This is a genomic window from Helicobacter pylori SA221C, from assembly GCF_000476855.1.
Taxonomy (GTDB): domain Bacteria; phylum Campylobacterota; class Campylobacteria; order Campylobacterales; family Helicobacteraceae; genus Helicobacter; species Helicobacter pylori_DK.
The window spans coordinates 98,336-122,096 of record NZ_CBPT010000001.1 but is presented as its reverse complement, the minus strand read 5'-3'; the positions used below and the strand labels follow the sequence as shown (position 1 = coordinate 122,096).

Annotated in this window: 19 protein-coding genes and 3 pseudogenes; 16 read left to right on the top strand and 6 right to left on the bottom strand. The window is 38.8% G+C overall.

Translation table 11 applies throughout. The annotated features are described in order from the left end of the window. Positions 1 to 270: 270 nt before the first annotated feature. The 8 genes and pseudogenes from QU01_RS00590 (at position 271) to QU01_RS00555 (ending at position 5,490) form a co-directional block, all read left to right on the top strand. Positions 271 to 1,140: a cysteine-rich Sel1 repeat protein gene (locus tag QU01_RS00590; RefSeq protein WP_033761586.1), complete on the top strand. Its 870-nt coding sequence runs from the start codon at positions 271 to 273 to the stop codon at positions 1,138 to 1,140. Positions 1,141 to 1,268: 128 nt separating this feature from the next. Beyond that, entirely contained in the window at positions 1,269 to 1,574 is a 306-nt protein-coding gene (locus QU01_RS00585; RefSeq protein ID WP_033761403.1) for a hypothetical protein, read from the top strand. Next, positions 1,558 to 2,124, top strand: coding sequence for a hypothetical protein (locus QU01_RS00580; RefSeq protein WP_033761400.1), 567 nt, complete (start codon positions 1,558 to 1,560; stop codon positions 2,122 to 2,124). Before QU01_RS00585 ends, QU01_RS00580 begins: the two co-directional genes overlap by 17 nt. Before the next feature lie 56 nt (positions 2,125 to 2,180). Next, positions 2,181 to 2,441: pseudogene (locus tag QU01_RS08495) on the top strand (glycoside hydrolase family protein); the annotation flags it as partial. Positions 2,442 to 2,543: 102 nt separating this feature from the next. Next, a pseudogene (locus tag QU01_RS08460) lies at positions 2,544 to 2,810 on the top strand (lysozyme). Between the two features lie 304 nt (positions 2,811 to 3,114). Continuing rightward, on the top strand, positions 3,115 to 3,501 hold the full coding sequence (locus QU01_RS00565) for a DUF1294 domain-containing protein (RefSeq protein ID WP_033761394.1): 387 nt from the start codon (positions 3,115 to 3,117) through the stop codon (positions 3,499 to 3,501). After that, entirely contained in the window at positions 3,501 to 4,286 is a 786-nt protein-coding gene (locus QU01_RS00560) for a hypothetical protein (RefSeq protein ID WP_033761391.1), read from the top strand. Before QU01_RS00565 ends, QU01_RS00560 begins: the two co-directional genes overlap by 1 nt. Then, a complete protein-coding gene (locus QU01_RS00555) occupies positions 4,276 to 5,490 on the top strand; it encodes a hypothetical protein (RefSeq protein WP_033761388.1) in 1,215 nt (404 codons plus the stop codon). The genes QU01_RS00560 and QU01_RS00555 overlap by 11 nt, the downstream gene beginning before the upstream one ends. Here the strand turns inward: QU01_RS00555 and QU01_RS00550 are convergent. From QU01_RS00550 to pyrG, 3 genes are read right to left on the bottom strand one after another with little or no spacing between them, the layout of a single operon-like run. Continuing rightward, complete coding sequence (locus tag QU01_RS00550; RefSeq protein WP_033763518.1) at positions 5,484 to 6,380, bottom strand: RluA family pseudouridine synthase; 897 nt, start codon at positions 6,378 to 6,380, stop codon at positions 5,484 to 5,486. The two genes, QU01_RS00555 and QU01_RS00550, sit on opposite strands and share 7 nt — an antisense overlap. Continuing rightward, entirely contained in the window at positions 6,380 to 7,930 is a 1,551-nt protein-coding gene (recJ, locus tag QU01_RS00545) for a single-stranded-DNA-specific exonuclease RecJ (RefSeq protein ID WP_033761385.1), read from the bottom strand. Before recJ ends, QU01_RS00550 begins: the two co-directional genes overlap by 1 nt. An 8-nt stretch (positions 7,931 to 7,938) precedes the next feature. After that, a complete protein-coding gene (gene pyrG / locus QU01_RS00540) occupies positions 7,939 to 9,555 on the bottom strand; it encodes a glutamine hydrolyzing CTP synthase (protein ID WP_033761382.1) in 1,617 nt (538 codons plus the stop codon). Between the two features lie 252 nt (positions 9,556 to 9,807). Between pyrG and QU01_RS00535 the strand changes: the two genes are divergently transcribed. The 8 genes and pseudogenes from QU01_RS00535 to QU01_RS08490 all read left to right on the top strand — a co-directional run bounded on the left by QU01_RS00535 (position 9,808) and on the right by QU01_RS08490 (position 20,890). After that, the gene (locus QU01_RS00535) at positions 9,808 to 10,470 is read left to right on the top strand and encodes a phosphatase PAP2 family protein (RefSeq protein ID WP_033761379.1); all 663 of its coding nucleotides are present in this window, start codon (positions 9,808 to 9,810) and stop codon (positions 10,468 to 10,470) included. A 43-nt stretch (positions 10,471 to 10,513) separates the two neighbouring features. Beyond that, a complete protein-coding gene (gene fliF, locus QU01_RS00530) occupies positions 10,514 to 12,217 on the top strand; it encodes a flagellar basal-body MS-ring/collar protein FliF (protein WP_033761376.1) in 1,704 nt (567 codons plus the stop codon). A gap of 12 nt (positions 12,218 to 12,229) precedes the next feature. Next, positions 12,230 to 13,261, top strand: coding sequence for a flagellar motor switch protein FliG (fliG, locus tag QU01_RS00525; protein WP_000201859.1), 1,032 nt, complete (start codon positions 12,230 to 12,232; stop codon positions 13,259 to 13,261). Continuing rightward, positions 13,248 to 14,027: a flagellar assembly protein FliH gene (fliH, locus tag QU01_RS00520; RefSeq protein WP_080248296.1), complete on the top strand. Its 780-nt coding sequence runs from the start codon at positions 13,248 to 13,250 to the stop codon at positions 14,025 to 14,027. The genes fliG and fliH overlap by 14 nt, the downstream gene beginning before the upstream one ends. Positions 14,028 to 14,029: 2 nt before the next feature. Beyond that, positions 14,030 to 15,880: a 1-deoxy-D-xylulose-5-phosphate synthase gene (gene dxs, locus QU01_RS00515; RefSeq protein ID WP_033761374.1), complete on the top strand. Its 1,851-nt coding sequence runs from the start codon at positions 14,030 to 14,032 to the stop codon at positions 15,878 to 15,880. 20 nt (positions 15,881 to 15,900) lie between these two features. After that, the gene (gene lepA / locus QU01_RS00510; protein ID WP_033761583.1) at positions 15,901 to 17,691 is read left to right on the top strand and encodes a translation elongation factor 4; all 1,791 of its coding nucleotides are present in this window, start codon (positions 15,901 to 15,903) and stop codon (positions 17,689 to 17,691) included. Between the two features lie 14 nt (positions 17,692 to 17,705). After that, positions 17,706 to 18,464, top strand: a complete 759-nt coding sequence (locus tag QU01_RS00505; RefSeq protein WP_033761372.1) for a protein NO VEIN domain-containing protein — start codon at positions 17,706 to 17,708, stop codon at positions 18,462 to 18,464. 349 nt (positions 18,465 to 18,813) lie between these two features. Continuing rightward, positions 18,814 to 20,890: pseudogene (locus tag QU01_RS08490) on the top strand (hypothetical protein). A 466-nt stretch (positions 20,891 to 21,356) separates the two neighbouring features. On the opposite strand, the gene QU01_RS00490 reads toward QU01_RS08490, so the two are convergent. Genes QU01_RS00490 through QU01_RS08195 form a run of 3 tightly spaced genes read right to left on the bottom strand, consistent with a single transcriptional unit; the run spans position 21,357 to position 23,748 of the window. Then, on the bottom strand, positions 21,357 to 22,166 hold the full coding sequence (locus QU01_RS00490; protein WP_033761368.1) for a flagellar hook-basal body protein: 810 nt from the start codon (positions 22,164 to 22,166) through the stop codon (positions 21,357 to 21,359). A gap of 53 nt (positions 22,167 to 22,219) precedes the next feature. After that, a complete protein-coding gene (locus QU01_RS00485; protein ID WP_033761367.1) occupies positions 22,220 to 23,500 on the bottom strand; it encodes an MFS transporter in 1,281 nt (426 codons plus the stop codon). A 23-nt stretch (positions 23,501 to 23,523) separates the two neighbouring features. Then, positions 23,524 to 23,748, bottom strand: coding sequence for a hypothetical protein (locus QU01_RS08195; RefSeq protein WP_154213337.1), 225 nt, complete (start codon positions 23,746 to 23,748; stop codon positions 23,524 to 23,526). Positions 23,749 to 23,761: the final 13 nt, after the last annotated feature.

Here is a 23,761-nt window from a genome sequence, read left to right as displayed (position 1 = left end):
TAGTATAAAAAATGCTCAAAGGTATTTTTTAAAAGCACTCTTTTTGGGTTAGGGGGATTAAACGCAAAATATTCCTATCTCCTTATGATTTTTATTGTAAAACAAAACAACTAAAACCCCATTTGTGAAATTAAAAGGTTTTAGTCATCAATATTTGATTATAATAAAGTCTAAATTTTTTAATAAAGGGAGAAGCGTCATGCTAAGTTTCAAAAAAGCTATTTTTAGGGTTTTATGTTTGTGTTGTGTGTTGATTGGGGGGGGGGGTTAATGGCAGAGCCAAACCCTGAAGAGCTTTTTGATCAGGGCAAAGAGATTCTTGATTTTGCCGTGAGTGGTGGGGGTGGTGCATTTAGAGGAGATAGTCTTGAGGCTAAGAAGTATTATATTCAAGCTAAGGAATACTTTGAAAAAGCTTGTAATTTAAACTATGCTAAGGGGTGTGTTAGTCTAGGGGGTCTATATGAGAGTGAAAATCTGGTAATAGGAGAGAATCCTAGGTTAAAAGAGCGTTTGAAAAAAGCCATTCAATACTACTCTAAAGCGTGTGATTTAAAAGATGGTGAAGGGTGTGGTTTTTTAGGGATTTCATATGAATATGGTTATAATGGAGTAGTAAAAAAGGATTTTAAAAAAGCCATTCAATACTATGTTAAAGCGTGTGAATTAGATAATGGCAATGCGTGTCTAGGAATATTATTACGCTCTTATGATGGAAAAGTGAACAAACAAGAAGCTATTCAATATCTCTCTAAAGCCTGTGAATCAAATAGTGGTGAGGGGTGTTATGAATTGGGGGGATTCTATCAAGGTGAGAAAAACAAAGACTTAAAAAAAGCTGTTCAATACTACTCTAAAGCGTGTGAATTACAAAATAGTATGGGGTGTTCCAGACTAGGAGATATGCACTATATTGGTGAAGGCGTAGTCAAAAATAAAAAACAGGCGATGGAAAAATTTGAAAAGGCTTGCGAATTAGGATATAAACGAGCATGCGAGACAGTTAGTTATCAAACGCTTTGCGAACAAGGAGTTGGAGAAACATGCGAGATAGTTAGCCTTATGGTGCGTTGCCGTCTAAGAGGAGATCTAAAAGCATGTGGTATGGAATATGACAAGAAAAAAGCCTTAGGTTTTTAGGAGGTTAAGAGCATCGCCAAAATGCCCCCTATTCTTTTAAGAAAGTATTTTTACTAGAGAGTTTTAATCTTTTTTTGGTATTCTTTTAGAGATCATTAGTTTTAAAAACTCTTTAAAAACGGATAATAATGAAAATCATGCATCAAGTTAGGGATTTTTTAGATTCTTGCAAACAAACGATCCAAAAAAATTCTAATGAAGTCTTTCAAAAAACCAAACGAGCGCTTTTTAAAGAAGAATCTCAAAAAATCAGAGAGCAAGCGGTTAAAATCGTGGAAAAACGCTTGAAAAAAGAGGGCATGCAATTGAGCGATTTTAACGAAGAAGAATTGAAAATCATGTTTGAAGCGGAAGAAAAAAGGCTTTTAGAACAAATCCAAACTAAGCATTTTAAAGAAGTTTGGGAAAAGGGCGATAATGAGCAAGGAAAATAGCTTTATCTCTGGCTTAATGGGGTTTTTTAGCGAAAAGAACGAACGATGGCTCTTAGCCCACAGGCACACGAGAGGGTTTGTGATCGTGGCGTGGCTTTTTAGGTTTAAAAGCATTGCGTTTTCTATTTTGATCACTTTGTTGGTGATTTGGGTGGATATTTGGGTGTATAGCGATGTGCGCCAGTTTTTATTGGACACTTCTAGCTCGTTTGTTTGGCTTTTAAGCGCTTTGCTAATCAAGTGGGGTGTGATTGTTTTTAGCGCGCGTAAATGCTATAAGTTCAGCCAAAAAATGTTTGCAATCATTCAAAGAAAAAGACAGATTAGAGAGAATTTGAAAAACCGCCCCAATCCATTAGACACCAAAAATTCTCCTAAAGAAAGGCTCTCTAGTGTTACTGAAGAGATTATTTCAAAAAAACAAGAAGAATTACAGAGCAAAGAAACCCCAGAAGGTAAGCATGATGGAGAGAGACTCTCTAGCGTTACTGAAGAAATCATTTCAAAAAAACTAGAAGAATTGAAAGCTAAGAATAATAAGGGCAGCTAAAAGGGTGTTGGACGCTCTGTCTTAGCAAATTGATCTTAGCGGAGTCGTTTTTGATAGTGGATTCAGAGGGGTTTTCGCCTTTTATTTATACCGACAAGACGGAGCATCCCACGATTGGCTATGGCTATAATTTGAGCGTTTATTCTTATGATGGTAAGCGTATCACCAAAGCGTATGGGATTTTAACTGACATATTAAAAGAGAATCATAAGACCCTCCTCTCTTATGGGTGGTATAAAAATTTGGACGCAATGAGGAGAATGGTCATCTTGGATTTGAGCTACAATTTAGGCTTGAGTGGGCTGCTCAAATTCAAGCAATTCATCAAGGCCATAGAGGATAAAAATTATGCTCTGGCTGTGGAGGGACTGCAAAAAAGCCCGTATTTCAATCAAATGAAAAAAAGAGCGTCAAGGAATATGGAGGTTTTGAAATTGGGGAGTTGCGAAAAACATTGTAAGAAAAAATACACGATAGAAAAGGTGATCAAAGAGGTGGGGCTTGAGCTCAAATCAAAGTCAGTCATGCCGTATTTTTTCAACGAATACGATCTGACCAAAAACGCCAACAGAGAAGAGCCTGAGAGATTGAGAAGCTAAATAATATCTATTTTGATGAAAACCCCTAAGGGGCGAGAAATTTTGAAAGAATATTTGAACGAGGGCTGTATTTTGCTTGGGGAATAAGGAATATTGTCATGCTAAAGAATTTCAAAAAGGCCTTTTTTAGGGCTTTGTGCTTGGGTGCGTTGTGTTTATTGGGGGAGTGGTGTAGTAATTTAGGGAGGCTTTAAAAAAGCAAGGGAGCGGAAATGTTAAAAAGTAAGGGCTTGATGCGAGTAGGTCAAAAATCATGTTAAAACACCCAGTCTTAACTTTTGTAAAGGAATAGATTTGAGAATCAATCTTAAAATTTTGCTTTCTCTCTCTCTCTCTCTAAAAAGCCAAGTGGTAGCGTTTGGGTTGTTAAAACGCTCTTGAAAGGGTAATCGTGGAATTTGCTTCTATCGTTTGGTTGCTCATAGTCAATATTCTGATTTTTATTCTCATGCTGGTGGATAAAAATTCGGCTGAGCAAAAAATGTGGCGTATTCCTGAAAAAGCTTTGTGGGCTTTATCGCTCCTTGGCGGGTCTGTCGGGTTTTTGGTCGCTATGGTTGTGTCCCACCATAAGATCTTAAAGCTTAAGTTTAAATACGGCGTTTCGCTCATTTGCTTGATAGAGAGCGCGATCCTTTACTTTGTCAGCAAGGATCTTTTTTGGATAGTAGCGCTAACGATATTCTCACTATCCTTGATACTGGTAGCGTTTAAGATCTTCCTCCTTAAAGACAACCCTAACAAACGCTTCAAAAACAACAAGAGGGATAAAAGATAATGTCTTATTTTTTTAAAATCATTCTGGGCACAAGCGTGATCGTTGGGGTGTTGTTGGTCTTATGGCGTTTGACTTACGATAAGTCCTGTTTCTCGTTGGTCTTTGTGCTGCTGATACTAGGGATTGTCGCTTACAGCTATATTTCTTTAAAAATGCATCAGAGGAAGTGCTTCGCCAAGTGTTTCGTGAATAGCGAATCCTTCTTATCCAAGATGCTACACTCCCCAATAATGGTGTCTTGCTTTTATTATATTTTTTCAATTTTCACATCCATATCCATCGCTTATAGCGTGCTGGACTATAATTGGATGATGTGGGGGATTGTTTTTTGCACTATCGTTGTTTGCGCTACGGTGTTTGGCGTGTTTGAAAAAATGCTCAAGAGTATCATCAAAGAAGATTATTTGATGCTGATGTCTAGAGAAGTGAGCGCTTTTGTGGGGACTCTTTTCTTCATTGGCTTGAGTTGCTATGCGATCTATCATGGCAACATGCCCGATTATTTGAAACCAGCTTTGATAGACACTATTAAGGCAGCGAGTGATTCCGCTTATTCAAATTGTGATTATACGAGTTATGTTTTAGAATTTAAAAAAATGTTAGAGGGGGTTACTTGGTGGGGCATGCACAAAGCAGAGAGCATGGGCTTAAATAAGGGGTTTATGGTTGCGGGCTGGGTAGCGTTTATCATCTATAACGCTCTTAGCGGGATAGCCATCAGCAGGCTGAGCGCTCAAATCATTTTTTGGCTATCAAAATATTTTAGGAGTGATTGTGGAAAATGATGTTAAAGAAGATCTAGAGCAAGCAAGACCAAAGTTAGAGCCAGAAAAACAAAAGCTAGAGCAAGAAAAACCAACACAAGAAAAAGAATGTCTAGAGAGCAAGGAACAAGAAAAGCAGAGAAAGCAGAAGAAATCCAACAGAATGTTTTGGGGGACAATTATTGTTTTACTTGTCGTCTATTTTAGCGTCAAATTCTTTGCGTATAGCGAACCTAGTCAGGAGACAAAAACGGCTCGTACCCAAAAAATCATTAAACCCGCTAAGAGATATATTGAGAAATTCTTACCTACCGATATTATAAAAGATAATCTTAATAACCATCAAGCAGAGATCAACGCTACTCTGAATAGTGGCATAGAGGAAATGAATGGCAAGATAAACACTCAAATAGATGGGTTTTTTGATCAAGTAGAAAACAATGTGGATAAGTTCTTAGATTGGCATTATTCTATCAAGGGGGATTATAGCGAGCTTGCCCTTTTTGCAGCTAAAAAGACCGGCTTGAGTGCCGAAGATGCGGTGGCTAATGTGTTGCAGGAAAAACTTTTAGGGAAAGATTACAAGAAAAGATTGGACGCTATAACCAAGAGGCTTTCTAAAACTTATGCAAGTTTGTTAAACCAACACGAAAAATTTGTGAGCGAGACCGCTCTAAAAGGAGTGGATACCGATCTTTCTCAAAACGCAAAAATTTTAGACACTCTTGGCGATGAAGTGGCAAGGAAATTGAAAACCAATTTTACAGGAGCAATAGGGGCAACGGCTGGCGTGAGTGGCTTGGCTATTGTGGCAAAGCTAACCCCAAAACTTGTGGCAAAAATTGGCGCTAAACTCGGGGCGAAAGTAGGGGGTAAATTCCTCGCAAAGATTGGCACAGCAGTGAGCGGTTCTTGGACTTGCGGGCCTTTCGCTCCTGCTTGCGCTATTACACTTTGGTTTGGAAGCGATGCGGCGATCAATTTTATTGATGAATGGCTCCACAGAGACAAATTCAAAAAAGAAATTTTGAACAACATCAATGAAGTGAAAGAAAACCTCAAAAACAGCTACAAACAGCAATTTAACGATAGCTTTGTTAAAATCAGCCAAGAACTTCAAGAGAGTTACAAAAACGCTCCTGTGGTGGAGAAAAAAACCATCAAAGAACATATAGACGATCTCAAACAAACCCCAGAAGAGGACAACCAAAAGATCAATCAATAAAAGAGCGGTAGATCTTTTAAAAATGGTATGAAGCGTTGGGGAATGGGGGAGATGATCTCATAGATCGCTCCTTTAAATTCAAATTCCAAACTAGCGGCATGGAGCATGAGTAATGGGGCGTGATTTTCACGCTTTAATTGAAGGTATCCTCTCGCTTCTTCATCAGCCACCCCATAAAGCCTCTCGCCCACGATCCTATGATCCACGCTGCTTAAATGCAAGCGGATCTGGTGCGTGCGCCCGGTGAGTGGGGTGATTTTGAGTAGGCTTATATCCAAAAAAGGGTTATAGCTTAAAGGCTCAACAAGCGTGATTGAAGGCTTACCCAAGGGAGAAATTTGAGATCGAATGCGCAAATCTTTTTGAATGTTTTGTGGCGTTAGAATGGGTTTGTCTATTTTCATGCTTTTTTCAACCAACCCATGCGCTAACGCTAAATAAGTTTTTTTTACTTTTTTTTGCATGAAAAGCGCTTTTAAATCCTTAACGCTTTGTAAAGTCTTGCCCGCTAAAACTAACCCGCTCGTTTCATAGTCCAGTCTGTGGGCTGGGTGGGCGTTTTTGCCCAAATGCGATTGGATACAATCTAATAAGCTTTCATGGTAAAAATAGCCTTTAGGGTGGGTATAGACTTGAGCGGGTTTGTCAAACACGCCAAAATCTTTCGTTTCAAAAACAAGCGCTTGAGTTTTTTCATTAGGCTTGAAATGAATCAAGCTAACGACCCCTTGAATCATTTGAGATTTACGCACGGCTTGTTGGTTTTGTTTCAGGCGTTGTTTGTCAAGGTGGCGTTGGGCTTCTTTTAAAGAGCATTTTAAAACATCGCGCACAAAAAACAAGGCTTTAGTGGGTTTTAAAATTTCAAATTCTTCTTCAACAAAAGGCACTACAACAAACTTTTAACAAACATTTTAGGCTCGTTAGAATACTCGTCTAATTCCACGCTAAAAAGCACGCTCACCTTTTCGCCCGCTTTTAAAAACCGCTCAGCGTTAAAATAAATAGCGTCTTTGATGCATTCTTTATCCTTAAAACGCAACGCTTGATGGCTTTCTTTAATGACTCTTTCTTCTATGACTTCTAAATTTTGCGCTTGGAATAAGGGTTCAGGGTTTTCTTGCCCATAAGGTTCGCCCGTTTCTATAATCTCTAAAAGCTCTCTGTCAATGTCTTTTAAACGCAATATCAAAGGGGGTTCTTCTTCGCAAAAGGGTAAGATTTTAAAATCAAAATTTTCTAAAGTTTCAAAGAGTAAGACCATGTTATTTTTTTCAACGCTTAAACCGCATGCTTGCCTATGCCCCCCATAGCCGAGCAATAAAGAAGAAACCCCATTCAAAGCGTCAATCAAATCAACATTTTGAGAGCTGCGAGCGCTCCCTTTATACGCCCCTTCTTTAAAAGTGAAAACCAGGCTTGGCTTTTGAGTGGCTTCCACTAATTTTGAAGCCACAATCCCAAGCACGCCCTCATGCCAATTATCCTTAAAAGCGATGATGATTTTTTCCCCAACCAACGCATGCTTAAAGGCTTCTTCAAAAACCTGTTGTTGGGTGATTTTTCGTTCATTATTGCATGCTTTCAAGCGTTCATACAAAAAACAGCAATCTTGCAAATTGTTTGCATTTAAAAAATCTAAAGCCACTCTAGCGTCTTGCATGCGCCCTGCAGAGTTGATTAGGGGGGCAATGTTAAAAGAAATATCGCTCGCTTTTAAAGAGCGTTTTCTAAAAACTTCTTTTTGGCGCAAAAACCCCATCGCCCCTAAAGGTTCTTTTTGCAAAAAATACAAGGCTTTAGAAACTAAAAAGCGGTTAAAAAAAGTCAAAGGCATCATGTCAGCAATAGTCGCCACGCCCGCTAAGCATAACAACTCACTAGAATGGCTTTTTTCTTTTCCTAAAAGCTGGTGGATGCCATAGCACAAATAAAACGCCACTAACGCCCCGCACACTTCCTTTTGGATAAAATCACAATCCGGTTGCTTGGGGTTGATCACCGCATAAGCGTCTGGGACTTCATCATTATTTAAGCAATGGTGATCCGTAATGATAAGGGTGTAGTTTTTTTCTTTGCAAAATCGCGCGGCTTCAAAGGCGTTAATCCCATTATCCACCGTGATGATTAAAGGGGCGTGGTGTTTTTCTAAAAATTTTTTAGAAATCCCATAGCCATCCATGAAGCGATTAGGGATTGCAATGCGAACATGCTTGTAGTTCAGGCTTTCAAAAAATTTTGCCATGATAGCAGAGCTAATCACGCCGTCAGCGTCATAATCGCCCACCACTAAAATTTCTGTGTTTGCACGCATGGCTTCTATGATTTTGAGCGCGGCTTTTTTCAAGTCTTTAAATAAAAAGGGGCTAGGAAACCCTTTTTCATTATAAGCGATAGAAGTCATGCGCTCTTTGATTTGAGCTTTAAGCGTTTGTTTCATTTGTTAGATTAGGATTTAGAAAGAGTGCTCTTAATGAAATCCAAAATAATAGGGTTAGGGCTTTGCAACCTGGAGGTGAATTCTGGGTGGAATTGCACCCCCACAAAGAACGGATGATCTTCTAACTCAATCGCTTCAATCAAATGATTCGCTCCAAAACCCACCACTTTCAAGCCCTTATTTTCCCACTCTTGGCGGTATTTGGGGTTGATTTCATAACGATGGCGGTGCCTTTCTTTAATGCTAGGCTTTTTATAGGCTTTTTCTAGCAAGCTGTTGGGCATGATTTCGCATTCGTATTCGCCTAATCGCATGGTGCCACCCAATGGCGAATTATAGGTGCGCACCTGTTTTTGGTGGTTTTGATCCATAAAATCTCCAATCAAATACACCACAGGGTATTCGCAGCGTTGGTTAAATTCCGTAGAGTTAGCCCCTTTCAAGCCCAAAACATTGCGGCAAAATTCCACGATCGCTAATTGCATGCCCAAACAAATCCCTAAAAAGGGGAGTTTTTCTAATCTAGCCCTTTGAATGGCGCAAATTTTGCCCTCAATCCCCCTTTCTCCAAAGCCTCCAGGCACTAAAATCGCATCAACGCCCTCTAAATCCGTCTTTTCATTAAAATTCTCGCTATCTAGCCATTCAATATTGACTTGCGCATCCAAATGCGCGCCCGCATGGATTAAGGCTTCAATCAAGGATTTATAAGATTCTTTTAAGCTTAAATACTTGCCTACAAAACCAATTTTGACTTTGTGTTTAGGAGCGATAATCTTTTCTACTAAAGTGTTCCAAGCCGCCATTTTGGGGTGTAGCTTGTTCAAATTAAAGCGTCTGGCAATGGGGGTTAAAATGCCTTCTTGCAAGAAAAGAATGGGGCATGCGTAAATGCTTTTAGTGTCTGTGGCCACAATCACGCTGTCTTGCTCCACATCGCAACTCAAAGCGATTTTATTTTTTAACTCTTTATCCAAAGGCTTAGGCGATCGCGCCAAAATGATTTGAGGGGTTACGCCAAGACGTCTTAATTCTTGGACGGAATGTTGCGTGGGTTTGGTTTTTAATTCGTTGGTGGTTTGGATATAGGGGATCAGGGTTACATGCACATTGATGACTTTTTCATTCCCTAATTCCAATTTAAGCTGGCGGATCGCTTCCAAATAAAACATGCCCTCCATATCGCCCACGGTTCCGCCCACTTCCACGATTAAAAAATCCAACCCCTTAGCCGCACTTTTAATGCGCCTTTTGATTTCATCGGTTACATGGGGGACGATTTGAATGGTTTTGCCTAAATATTCCCCTTTCCTTTCATTTTCTATCACGCTTGAAAAAATCTGCCCGGTAGTGAAATTGTTCAACCTTGTTAAATTCCTGTTCAAAAAGCGTTCATAATGCCCGATGTCTAAATCTGTTTCAGCACCATCGCTAGTTACAAACACTTCCCCATGCTCTAAAGGGCTCATGGTGCCTGGATCAATATTAATATAAGGATCAATCTTCAAAATAGAAACCTGGTAATTGCAATGCTGCAAAAGCGTAGCGATTGAAGAAGATGAAATCCCTTTCCCTAGAGAGCTTAACACGCCCCCTGTAACGAATATAAATTTGGCTCTATCCATTATGTCGTGTTCCTTTGATTTTTACTTCTCACATTGTAGTCTAAAAAGGGTTAAAAAGCTTTAAAAGAGGGCAAAAATTAAAGCGATTTCAAAAAAAAAAAACAATTTCAGTTTCTTATTAGCTAGGTTTGATTAGAATAAAAAGCTTTTATGTGTTTAAACTTCATTGTCTTAAAACTTTTAAGAGCAATTTTAAAATTCGTTGGCGTATAATATCAAATTTGAATGAACTGACTAAAAGGGTTTTAAATAATGGCTGAAAATTCTTTCAAAAATGTTTCCACACACCCCAAAGCATTTTTTTTATTACCAGTGAAAACCCTGTTTCTTTTAGGAGGCGTTTTTAGCGCGTTTTTCATCCTTATTGCTGGCTTGGTTTTTTTTGATTATGCTAATTCAATGGATAATGCCATTTTTAGCTTGATGCGTTCAAATTCTTCTAACCCTATTTTAGATCAAACGCTCCGACGCGTTGTTTTTTTAGGCTCTTCTCAATTCGTGTTGCCTTTGAGCTTGTTAGTGGGGGTGTTTTTAAGCCTTTATCGCAGAAATTTAGCGCTTGGGGTGTGGTTTGTGCTGAGCGTGATCTTATTTGAAGCCCTTTTAGAATCTTTAAAACACCTTTTGGCGCATTCCATTCAGTGGCTTTCGCATAGCGCTAATTTCCCTAACGCTACTGCGCTTTCTTTAACGCTATTTTATGGGTTGCTTGTTTTATTGATACCCCATTTGATCACGCATCAAATATTTCAAAACATTCTTTCTTATAGTTTGCTTGGTTTGATTCTTTTAATAGCCTTAGCGCTGATTGTTTTAGGGGTGTCTTTTAGCAGTGTTTTAGGAGGGGTTTGTTTAGGGGCGTTAGGGGCTTGTTTTTCCATAGGGATTTATTTGAGCGTGTTCCAAAAGATCTAAGCGAACGGCTTAAAAGAATGAAAATTTTATCAAGGTTTTAATATTGGATTTAAAGGTATTATTGCAACGGATTGTTGATTTTTTCATTAAGCTCAATAAAAAGCAAAAAATCGCCCTAATCGCAGCCGGGGTTTTAATCACGGCTTTGCTTGTGTTTTTATTGCTCTATCCCTTTAAAGAAAAAGACTACGCGCAAGGGGGCTATGGGGTTTTATTTGAAGGCTTAGATTCTAGCGATAACGCTTTAATCTTGCAGCACCTCCAGCAAAACCAAATCCCTTATAAAGTCTCAAGAGATGACACCATTCTTATCCCTAAAGATAAAGTGTATGAAGAAAGGATCACTCTGGCTTCTCAAGGGATCCCTAAAACGAGTAAAGTGGGCTTTGAAATCTTTGACACTAAAGACTTTGGAGCGACTGATTTTGATCAAAATATCAAACTCATTCGCGCCATTGAGGGGGAATTGTCGCGCACGATTGAAAGTTTAAACCCCATTTTGAAAGCCAATGTGCATATTGCAATCCCTAAAGACAGCGTGTTTGTGGCTAAAGAAGTCCCTCCTAGCGCTTCAGTGATGCTCAAACTCAAGCCTGACATGAAGCTTTCACCCACTCAAATTTTAGGGATTAAAAATTTAATCGCTGCAGCTGTGCCTAAACTCACGATAGAAAATGTGAAAATCGTGAATGAAAACGGCGAATCAATAGGCGAGGGCGATATACTAGAAAACTCCAAAGAATTAGCCCTAGAGCAATTGCATTACAAACAAAATTTTGAAAACATTTTAGAAAATAAGATTGTCAATATCTTAGCCCCTATTGTGGGGGGTAAAAACAAGGTGGTCGCAAGGGTCAATGCGGAGTTTGATTTCAGCCAAAAGAAAAGCACTAAAGAGACTTTTGATCCCAATAATGTCGTAAGGAGCGAGCAAAATTTAGAAGAAAAAAAAGAAGGCACCTCTAAAAAACAAGTTGGCGGTGTGCCGGGGGTTGTGAGTAATATTGGGCCTGTGCAAGGATTGAAAGACAATAAAGAGCCAGAAAAATACGAAAAATCTCAAAACACGACCAATTATGAAGTGGGTAAAACCATTAGCGAGATTAAGGGCGAGTTTGGCACTTTAGTGCGTTTGAATGCGGCGGTTGTGGTGGATGGCAAGTATAAAATCGCGCTTAAAGATGGGGCAAACGCTTTAGAATACGAGCCTTTGAGCGATGAATCGCTTAAAAAAATCAACGCTCTAGTGAAACAGGCCATTGGCTACAATCAAAATAGAGGCGATGATGTGGCGGTGAGTAATTTTGAGTTTAACCCTATGGCGCCTGTGATTGATAACGCCACTTTGAGCGAAAAAATCATGCACAAAACTCAAAAAATCTTAGGCTCATTCACGCCTTTAATCAAGTATATTTTAGTGTTTATAGTGTTATTTATTTTCTATAAAAAAGTGATTGTGCCTTTCAGCGAGCGCATGCTGGAAGTGGTGCCTGATGAAGATAAGGAAGTGAAATCCATGTTTGAAGAAATGGATGAAGAAGAAGATGAGTTGAATAAACTCGGCGATTTGAGGAAAAAAGTAGAAGATCAATTAGGGCTTAATGCAACCTTTAGCGAAGAAGAAGTAAGATACGAAATTATCTTAGAAAAGATTAGAGGGACCCTTAAAGAGCGTCCTGATGAAATCGCCACGCTCTTTAAACTCCTAATCAAAGATGAAATCTCTTCAGACAGCGCGAAAGGTTAAAAAAGGTTAAAAATGGCAACCAAGCTTACCCCCAAACAAAAGGCTCAATTAGACGAACTTTCCATGAGTGAAAAAATCGCCATTTTACTCATTCAAGTGGGCGAAGACACCACAGGTGAGATTTTAAGGCATTTAGACATTGATTCTATTACAGAGATTTCTAAGCAAATCGTGCAATTAAACGGCACAGACAAGCAAATCGGTGCGGCGGTTTTAGAGGAATTTTTTGCGATTTTTCAGTCTAACCAATACATCAATACCGGTGGTTTGGAATACGCCAGAGAGCTTTTAACCAGGACTTTAGGGAGCGAAGAAGCCAGAAAAGTGATGGACAAACTCACTAAAAGCTTGCAAACGCAAAAAAACTTCGCTTATTTAGGCAAAATCAAGCCCCAACAACTCGCTGATTTCATCATTAACGAACACCCTCAAACCATTGCCTTGATTTTAGCCCACATGGAAGCCCCTAATGCGGCTGAGACTTTGAGCTATTTCCCTGATGAAATGAAAGCGGAAATCTCCATTAGAATGGCGAATTTAGGCGAAATATCGCCCCAAGTGGTCAAAAGGGTTTCCACGGTGTTAGAAAACAAACTAGAATCGCTCACCAGTTATAAAATTGAAGTGGGTGGTTTGAGAGCGGTGGCTGAAATCTTTAACCGCTTGGGCCAAAAGAGCGCTAAAACCACGCTCGCTCGCATTGAAAGCGTGGATAACAAGCTCGCCGGCGCGATTAAAGAAATGATGTTCACTTTTGAAGACATAGCCAAACTAGACAATTTCGCTATCAGAGAGATTTTAAAAGTAGCGGATAAAAAAGACTTGTCTTTGGCGCTAAAAACTTCTACCCAAGATTTAACCGATAAATTTTTAAACAACATGAGCAGCAGGGCTGCAGAGCAGTTTGTAGAAGAAATGCAATATTTAGGGGCGGTCAAAATCAAAGATGTGGATGTGGCCCAAAGGAAAATCATTGAAATCGTGCAGAGCTTGCAAGAAAAAGGCGTGATCCAAACTGGTGAAGAGGAAGATGTCATTGAATAGCCGTAAAAACTTGATCCAAAAAGACCATTTGAATAAGCATGACATTCAAAAATACGAATTTAAGAGCATGGCCAACTTACCCCCCAAAACTAATCCTAATAGCGCGTCTTTAGAAACGCCTAACCACCCGCAAGAGCCTTTGGAAAAAAAAGCGATAGAAAACGATTTGATTGATTGCTTATTAAAAAAGACCGATGAGCTTTCAAGCCATTTAGTGAAATTGCAAATGCAGTTTGAAAAAGCCCAAGAAGAGAGCAAAGCTTTGATTGAAAACGCTAAAAACGATGGCTATAAAATCGGCTTTAAAGAGGGCGAAGAAAAAATGCGTAACGAACTCACTCACAGCGTGAATGAAGAAAAGAACCAGCTTTTGCATGCGATCACGGCTTTAGATGAAAAAATGAAAAAATCAGAAGATCATTTAATGGCTTTGGAAAAGGAACTGAGCACGATTGCGATAGATATCGCTAAAGAAGTGATCCTTAAAGAAGTGGAAGACAACAGCCAAAAAGTGGCCCTTGCTTTAGCTGAAGAGCTTTTAAAAAACGTTTTAGACGCAACGGATATTCATTTAAAAGTCAATCCCTTGGATTACCCTTATTTAAACGAGCGTTTGCAAAACGCTTCTAAAATCAAATTAGAGAGCAATGAGGCTATTTCTAAAGGAGGCGTTATGATCACTAGCTCTAACGGGAGCCTTGATGGGAATTTGATGGAGCGCTTTAAAACGCTCAAAGAAAGCGTGTTGGAAAATTTTAAGGTGTGATTTTGCAAAATAGAACTTTTGATTTAAACCCTAATGATATTGCAGGCTTGGAGTTGGTGTGTCAAACACTACGGAGTCGTATTTTAGAAGTGGTGAGCGCTAATGGGGGGCATTTAAGCTCTTCTTTAGGGGCTGTGGAGCTGATTGTAGGCATGCATGCCCTATTTGATTGCCAAAAAAACCCTTTTATTTTTGACACTTCGCACCAAGCTTACGCTCACAAGCTTTTAACCGGGCGCTTTGAAAGCTTTAGCACTTTAAGGCAATTTCAAGGTTTGAGCGGCTTTACTAAACCCAGCGAGAGCGCATACGATTATTTCATCGCCGGGCATAGTTCCACTTCGGTGTCCATAGGCGTGGGGGTGGCTAAAGCTTTTTGTTTGAAACAAGCGTTAGGCATGCCTATCGCTTTACTAGGCGATGGGAGCATTAGCGCAGGGATTTTTTATGAAGCCTTAAACGAACTGGGCGATAGGAAATACCCCATGATCATGATTTTGAACGATAATGAAATGAGTATCAGCACGCCTATTGGAGCTTTGTCTAAAGCCCTTAGCCAGCTGATGAAAGGCCCGTTTTATCAGTCTTTCCGCTCTAAAGTTAAAAAAATCTTAAGCACCTTACCTGAAAGCGTGAATTACTTAGCGAGCCGTTTTGAAGAATCTTTTAAACTCATCACCCCGGGCGTGTTTTTTGAAGAATTGGGCATTAACTATATAGGGCCTATTAACGGGCATGATTTGAGCGCGATTATTGAAACCTTAAAATTAGCCAAAGAGCTTAAAGAGCCGGTGCTAATCCATGCGCAAACCTTAAAAGGCAAAGGCTATAAAATCGCTGAAGGGCGGTATGAAAAATGGCATGGGGTGGGGCCTTTTGATTTGGATACCGGCTTGTCTAAAAAATCCAAAAGCGCGATTTTATCGCCCACTGAAGCGTATTCTAACACCCTTTTAGAATTGGCCAAGAAAGATGAAAAAATCGTAGGCGTAACCGCTGCGATGCCTAGCGGCACAGGATTAGACAAACTCATTGACGCTTACCCTTTGCGCTTTTTTGATGTCGCTATCGCTGAACAACACGCTTTAACTTCTAGCAGCGCTATGGCTAAAGAGGGGTTTAAACCTTTTGTGAGCATCTATTCTACTTTTTTGCAAAGGGCTTATGATTCCATTGTGCATGACGCTTGTATTTCTAGCCTGCCGATTAAATTAGCCATTGACAGGGCTGGGATTGTGGGCGAAGATGGCGAGACGCACCAAGGGCTTTTAGACGTGTCGTATTTGCGCTCTATCCCTAACATGGTCATTTTTGCCCCACGAGACAATGAGACTTTAAAAAACGCCGTGCGTTTTGCTAATGAGCATGATTCAAGCCCTTGCGCGTTCCGCTACCCTAGGGGGTCGTTTGCGCTAAAAGAGGGGGTTTTTGAGCCTAGCGGTTTTGTTTTAGGCCAAAGCGAATTGTTGAAAAAAGAGGGCGAAATTTTACTCATTGGCTATGGTAATGGCGTGGGGCGGGCGCATTTGGTCCAACTGGCTTTAAAAGAAAGAAACATAGAATGCGCGCTTTTGGATCTCAGGTTTTTAAAGCCCTTAGATCCAAATTTGAGCGCGATCGTTGCCCCTTATCAAAAGCTCTATGTTTTTAGCGATAATTACAAGCTTGGAGGGGTGGCTAGCGCGATTTTAGAGTTTTTGAGCGAACAAAATATTTTAAAGCCTGTTAAAAGCTTTGAAATCATTGATGAATTTATCATGCATGGGAACACCGCTTTAGTGGAAAAATCCTTAGGCTTAGATACAGAGAGTTTGACTGACGCTATTTTAAAAGATTTAGGACAAGAGAGATGAAAGAAAAGACGCCTACGCCAATGAAAAATATCCGCAATTTTTCCATTATCGCTCACATTGACCATGGTAAAAGCACTTTAGCGGATTGCTTGATTTTTGAATGCAACGCTATCAGTAATAGAGAGATGACTAGCCAAGTGATGGACACGATGGATATTGAAAAAGAAAGGGGCATTACGATTAAGGCTCAAAGCGTGCGCCTGAATTACACTTTTAAGGGAGAGGATTACATTTTAAACCTCATTGACACCCCAGGGCATGTGGATTTTAGCTATGAAGTGTCGCGCTCTTTGTGTTCGTGCGAAGGGGCGTTATTGGTGGTGGATGCCACTCAAGGCGTGGAAGCGCAAACCATTGCAAACACTTATATCGCTTTAGATAACAATTTAGAAATTTTACCGGTGATCAATAAAATTGATTTGCCTAATGCGAATGTTTTGGAAGTCAAACAGGATATAGAAGACACGATAGGGATTGATTGCTCTAACGCTAATGAAGTGAGCGCTAAAGCTAAGCTAGGCATTAAAGATTTGTTAGAAAAAATCATTACCACCATTCCTGCCCCTAGCGGTGATCCTAACGCTCCTTTAAAAGCGCTCATTTATGATTCATGGTTTGACAATTATTTAGGGGCGCTAGCGTTGGTGCGTATCATGGATGGGAGCATTAATACCGAGCAAGAAATTTTAGTGATGGGAACGGGTAAAAAACACGGCGTTTTAGGGCTATACTACCCTAACCCTTTGAAAAAAATCCCCACCAAAAGTTTAGAATGCGGCGAGATTGGTATTGTGAGTTTAGGGCTAAAAAGCGTTACGGATATTGCGGTGGGCGACACGCTCACAGACGCTAAAAACCCTACCTTTGAACCCATTGAAGGCTTTATGCCGGCTAAACCCTTTGTTTTTGCGGGGCTTTACCCTATAGAAACGGACCGGTTTGAAGATTTAAGAGAAGCGTTATTGAAACTCCAGCTTAACGATTGCGCTTTAAATTTTGAGCCTGAAAGCTCGGTGGCGCTTGGTTTTGGCTTTAGGGTGGGCTTTTTAGGGTTATTGCACATGGAAGTAATCAAAGAAAGGCTGGAAAGGGAATTTGGCCTTAACTTAATCGCTACCGCTCCCACGGTGGTGTATGAAGTGCATTTGACGGATAATAGCATCAAATACATTCAAAACCCTAGCGAATTGCCCCCTGAAAACCATATCGCTTGCATCAAAGAGCCTTTTGTGAGGGCGGTAATCATCACGCCGAGTGAATTTTTGGGTAATTTAATGCAGTTATTGAACAATAAAAGAGGCATTCAAGAAAAAATGGAATATTTAAACCAGTCTCGTGTCATGCTCACTTATTCCTTGCCGAGCAATGAAATTGTGATGGATTTTTATGACAAACTCAAATCTTGCACGAAAGGGTATGCGAGCTTTGATTATGAGCCTATAGAAAACAGAGAGGCCCATTTGGTGAAATTGGATGTGAGGGTGGCAGGCGATGTGGTGGATGCGCTTTCTATCATTATAGATAAAAACAAGGCGTATGAAAAGGGGCGAGCCTTAGTGGAAACGATGAAAGAGCTTATCCCAAGACAGCTTTTTGAAGTCGCTATCCAAGCGAGCGTGGGGAATAAAATCATCGCCAGAGAGACGATCAAATCCGTTGGTAAGAATGTAACGGCTAAGTGCTATGGGGGCGATATTACACGAAAAAGAAAACTTTTAGAAAAGCAAAAAGAGGGCAAGAAACGCATGAAAGCTATCGGTAAGGTGGAGCTTCCCCAAGAAGCGTTTTTAGCGATATTAAAGATTGATTAGGGCGTTTAGCTTCTATGGCAAAACATAAGAACTATGAAATTTTAAATCTCATAGGCTATGCTTTGGCAAAATTTGATAATGATTTTATTAAAGAATTTGGTTTTTCTACTAAAAACGCCTTTTTTGAATATTGCGTTCAAATTGGCCTAGCTGACACGACTGGCGTTATCAAAAATCGCATGGATTTATTTGATTATTTTTTTCCTAACAAACGCAAAGGTTGGTGGCAAAAAGGCGATGCCTATATCCATAGAAAATTATGGATTGATAGTTTGTTTGGAAATGAAAGCGTTAAGGGTTTTAGCCATATTGTGAAATTGTTTTTGCAAGAACAATACGGAATCAAAGATTTAGGCATTACCCCTAACGCTTACCTTAAAACTCGTTATAAAAGCATGCAAGAAACAGGCTTAGAGGCAGAGTTGTATTTTTTAAACCACTATAAAAATATGGAAGTGTTTTCTTGTGGGAGTTTAAAAGACATGCGTCTTTTTGGCGATGGGTATGACTTCTATATTCAAACCAACAAGCAGGCGTTTTTAGTGGAAGTTAAGGGGATTAGAGAAAAGCAAGGGACATTGAGATTGACTCAAAAAGAATATGATCAAGCGCAAACTTATAGCCATGATTATGTGCTTGTAGTGGTATTGAATTTGAGTGAGAAACCCTATCTTTTATCTGTTGTTAATCCTTTAGAGCGTTTAGAGTTTAAGGCATGCGAGAGGAAGCAAAAAAGCATTTTAGAATACCACTTAATAGGGCAAATAAAATAACTGTATTAAAGGTGGGGTTCATTTAATCTAAATTAATAGCAGTGGTTGGAAATTTAGATATAATGAATAGTTTTAACCAAGCTTGAGAGACGGATGAAAAAAATCCGCTTGAATTATCTTAAAAACGAGCCAAGAAAGGAAAAATCCACATGAGCAATCATCATAACAACAAAAAAGAAGAGAATACAAACAAGGCGCAAGTTACCCCCCCAACAATAGTAACGATGCAGAGCCTTTAAAAGTAACCACGCGCTACTTAGAGGTCAAGAATTATAAAAATATTGGTGTTCAAAACGAGCAAGAAAAAGATGAAAGGCTGTATCTTAACAATTCGTTTAATGGCGATAAGTTGGGCGGTTTGGTTATTATTCTAGGTGAGAATAATACCGGTAAAAGCAATTTATTGAAAGCTTTAGGGTGTTTTAGTGAGCATGTAAATGAATTTAAGAAAAACTGCACCCCTAATTATTTAGGGTTTAAAGATGCGATCACGCAGTTAGGGTTGTGTGCAGAAGAAAAAAGTGGCAAATATCAAAACAATGTGTTTAAGGCAAATATAGAGATTAAGAATGATGAAGTCTTGTATTCTCTAACCCCAACAACCGAGCAACTTAAAAGCGTTTGTTTTGCATTACTCAATAGTTTAGGTGGGTTAGAAGCCAATACTAAAACAGACTTTATCAACAAGCTTAATCGCACAAATAATGAAGACAGTTTGTTAAAGCTTTTTAACGAAATTGATCAGCTTTTAAGCAATGAAAAAGTTGTAATAAAAGTAAAAAAGCAATTTCAAAAAGATTTGTCTGATTGCAAGACAAAATTAAAGCAAGAATTAGAACAAATCACTAATAAATGGAATGGTTATCTAAGATTAGATATTACAAAGATAGGAGAAATAATTGACAATATTGTTAATAAAGAGACAACGCTAGAATACATGCAGTCTTATTTAGAGCAATTTAGAGAACTTGTAAAAGGATGTGTCGACCGATACAATGGTAATAATTGGAACCATATAAACTATCCCAATTTCCCCACAATAGATTTAGAAGAACCTATTTTAAAAAATCCTACTTTAGGTTCGCATGTGGATTATGAGAATATGGAAAGTGTTTTAAAAGATTACCCATTAGAAAAGTATGCGGATGTAAAACATTTCTTGCATTCTAAACTAGGTCAAGTCTTTTATTACAAACCCACAAAGAGTTTTGAAGCTGAAGATTTGATGACAACGCCAGATGATTTGACTCAAAGCGAGTTTTTTTGAACTCTTGTTTAATGCGATCGATCAAAATGCTTTTAAAGAAATAAAGGAAGCTTATAACGCTTATACAGAAAAAAAACAGAGAGGTTATTTAAACCAAGCAGAAAGAAAATATGAAAAGCTTATCAATGAAAAGGTTTCTAAACATTTCAATCAAATGTATTTTCAAAATAAAAATGAAGATTTTTATTATGAATTTGATTTTAAATTAGACAGTCAAGAGATCTCACTCTCACTTTTTAAGAGAAGCAAGGAAGAAAAAGAAGAAGTTTTAGTGTTAGACCATCAAAGCGAAGGGTTTAGGTGGTATTTTGATTTGTTTTTCAATCTCTTATGTAATTCTCATTTAAAACCTAATTCTATTGTTATTATAGATGAAGGATTTTCTAAGCTTTCTGCACTTACATGCATAGAGTGCCACAATTTTTTAAAAAAATTAGGGCAAGACAAAGGGATTACTTTTGTGATAAGCACGCACAATCTCTATTTTGCAAATCTAGATTATTTAGATGAACTAAAATTTTTGAAAGTAAATAAGGATTTGCGTAGTGTGAGTGTCAATCAATTTACATCTAGAGATCTAAATGATAGCACTCCTTCAAAGGTTATAAAAAAATTAATATGTGCGAACCATAAGACTCTCAATGAAAACGATCGCCTTTTGTTTGTAGAAGGCATTAGCGATTACAATTATTTGAGTGCGTTTAAATTGCTCTATGAACAAGAAAAAAAGACCTCCTTAGACATGGCGTTTTTAAACATCGTGTTTTTACCCGTTAACGGACTAGGGAATGATGATTTAAAAGAATCAAAAAAGCCACAAATGAAACAAATTTTAGAAACTTTAGTTCAAGAAGAGCCAAACACCACGCTATTAGTGGATGGGGATACAAGGGGTAAGGCATGCGAAGAGTTGAATAAGGAATTAAAGAATAAGCTCAACATTCTAAAACTCAATGATTGCGATGATAGTTTTAAAAATTTCAAAAATATTGAAGATTGTTTCAGCCAAAAAGATAAAATCAAATTGGACTTAAAAAACAAAAGTTTTCGCTCACACACCGCCTATACCAGTGCTTTAAAGAATGACTTGCTCTTAAACCCTAATTTAGTGGAAACAGAAAGAAAATTTTTACAAGCTTTTGGAATGGCTCTATCTTAAAATGAACGCTGATAATCAAGTGGGTAATCAAAAAACTTGATTGGGGCGATAAAAACATTAAGGGAATTAGAAACCATTGGGACACTCCCTAATCATTATAGAGACGGCATCAACTGTAGCGTCTCAAACCTTAATGAGAATATCCTACCACAAACGAGTTTAAAACACAAGAACCACAACAAGAAAAATGGGGGCGTTTGCTTACAGAATACCACAATAAAGAGCGTTTTTAAACAACAAACGAAATAATTAAAAATTGAATTATTGTTGAGTAGTTAGCGGCTATAAAGAGAAGCTTGCGTTACCGTCTACTTTGCAAGCGATTACAAAAGAAAAGACATTTAATTCTTTAAACTCTTTTAAAACTAATCCTATATAAAAAAGATTAACAAGGCTTTTAAAAAGCGCTATTAGGGAGTTAGGGTATCGCAAAAACCCTCCTATGAATTTTAAAATCGCCAAAAGTCTAAGCTTTTGTAGCGAGTTTGTTGATCGCTTCAGCGTTCATGTCATCTTGATGGGTTTTTAGCACTTTAGAATACATGTCCAAAAAGCGGTTGATTCCAATCAATGCACTCATCTCACGCACCGCATTGACATTGCTTTTTTCTAGCATGTATTGTTTTAACGCGCCAGAGTCAGAGACTTGATGGACGCCTTCGCCCTGATAAGTATAAAGGTTTTGCCCTATTTTTTTAAGGTTTTTAGGTTCGCTAAAACTCACTAAAGCTAACGCGCCCGCTTGAATTTGAGCTTCATTATCCCTAAAAGTGATTCCGCCATTTTGATTGACTTCAATTTCAGCGTCAGGCATGAGCATGATCCCTCCTTTTTCGTTCAAGCCCGAACGAGAAAGCACCCTAAAGCCATTAAGAGTAACTAAAAAGCCGTCTTTATCCACGCTAAAATGCCCATCTCTGGTATAAGCGACGCCCTCATTAGTTTGTATCGCAAAATAGAGGTTAGGGCTTGTTAGGGCAAAATCTAGGGGGTTATGCGTTCCTTCAAACGCGCCAAGACTCCTATCGGTATAGATTTCTGATAAAATAGGCACACGATTGAGGTTGCGGTTTAAATACTTCGCGCTCGCTTTAGTTTGATCTTCTAAAGGCAGTTGCTCTCGGTATTGTTGGTAAAGCCTTAAAAAATCGCCTGTAATCGCATCGTCTCTTTTAAAGCCATTAGTGTTTAAATTAGCTAAATTATTAGAGGTCAAATCCAAGCGGTTAAATTGTGTAGCCATGGCTCCCGTGGCCGCATAATACCCATTTTGCATGCAAGAATCCTTTTAAAAGGAAAAATTATAGCAAAAATTAAATAAAAACAGATTCATTCCAAATAGGTTTTTTTAGGGAATATGATAACCATAACCATAAAGATAACAATACTAAACATGACATAGCCCACAAACCCCCATTCAAAACCATGTTGTTTGAACTCTAACGCTACATAACTTGCACTCCCTCCAAAAAGTGCATTCGCAATCGCATAGGCCAAACCCACGCCAAGCGCTCGCACATGTTCAGGGAATAATTCCGCTTTAATGACCCCAGCAATGCAAGTGTAAAAACTCATGCTGCTTAATGCGAGTATTTCATAAAATAGGGCTTCATACACACTAGTGGCATGCTTGATACCATAAAAGACAATAGGCGTTACAATAAGCCCTGTGATAGCAAAAACCATCAACATTTGGGTGCGTTTGATTTTATCCGCAAGCATCCCGCATAGGGGTTGTAAGAAGATAAAATAAGAGAGCGCTAAAAGCATGATGAAACTGCTTTCTTTAGGGCTGAACGATGAGCTGTTGGTTAAAAAGATTTTTAAATACACCGTAAAAGTATAAAAACACAAACTCCCTCCCATAGTTAGCCCAAAGACTATCATTAAGGCTTTTTTATGGTTGAGCAATTCCTTTAAACTGCCTCTTTGGGTTTCTTCTTTAATGGTGGTTTTGGAAGTTGTTTTACTATCCATGGTTTCTTCCATGATATTTCTTAAAAAGAGCGAGAGTAGGGCTAATATACCCCCTAAAGCGAATAAATAACGCCAAGCAAACGCGCTGATTTGCTCATGCGTGTAAATGTTTTCAACGATAAAGAGCGAAAAAATAGCTAAGAGTTGCCCTCCCACTAAAGTTACATATTGGAAAGAGCCATAAAAACCTTTTTTGCCATTCTTGCCTAATTCAGAGAGGTAAGTAGCGACCACACCATATTCTCCTCCCACGCTAAAGCCTTGTAAAAGCCTGGCCAATAATAAAAACAAGAACGCCCATTCCCCTACGATTTCTTTAGTGGGGAGCAATGCGAGCAAAAAAGAGCCTAGCGCCATAAGGATAATGGAATACACCATAGAAGTTTTACGCCCCTTTTTATCCCCCAATTTACCAAAAAACAAACTCCCCAAAGGGCGCATGAAAAACCCTAGCATAAAAACCAAAAAAGCTGAGATGAGTGCTAGAGTAGGGTCATTGGTGTGGGTAAATTCCTTAGCGAAATAAGGCGCTAAGAACGCATAAGCGTAAAAGTCATACCATTCCACTAAATTACCTGAACTAGCGGCTAAAAGGGATTTTAAGGGTTTTTTGGTGGCGGGTTGGGGGCTCATGGCTATCCTTGAACATGAAATTTTTAGGTAATTTTACTAGGAGTTAGGGAAACCACAGATAATATTTGATTAATAGATGAAAGGTTGGTGTCGTTTGTATCATTGAGAAAAGTTTTTGTTTTTAATGAAGGATTGGTGGTAAAGCCTAAAAAATGCGCACAGGCATTTTTAAAATCAATCATAAAAAGCTTGCGAAAAGCAAGCGGTAACTTTTTAAAAATTAAAAATAATGTTTCTATTGCCAACATTCAATGAAAACAA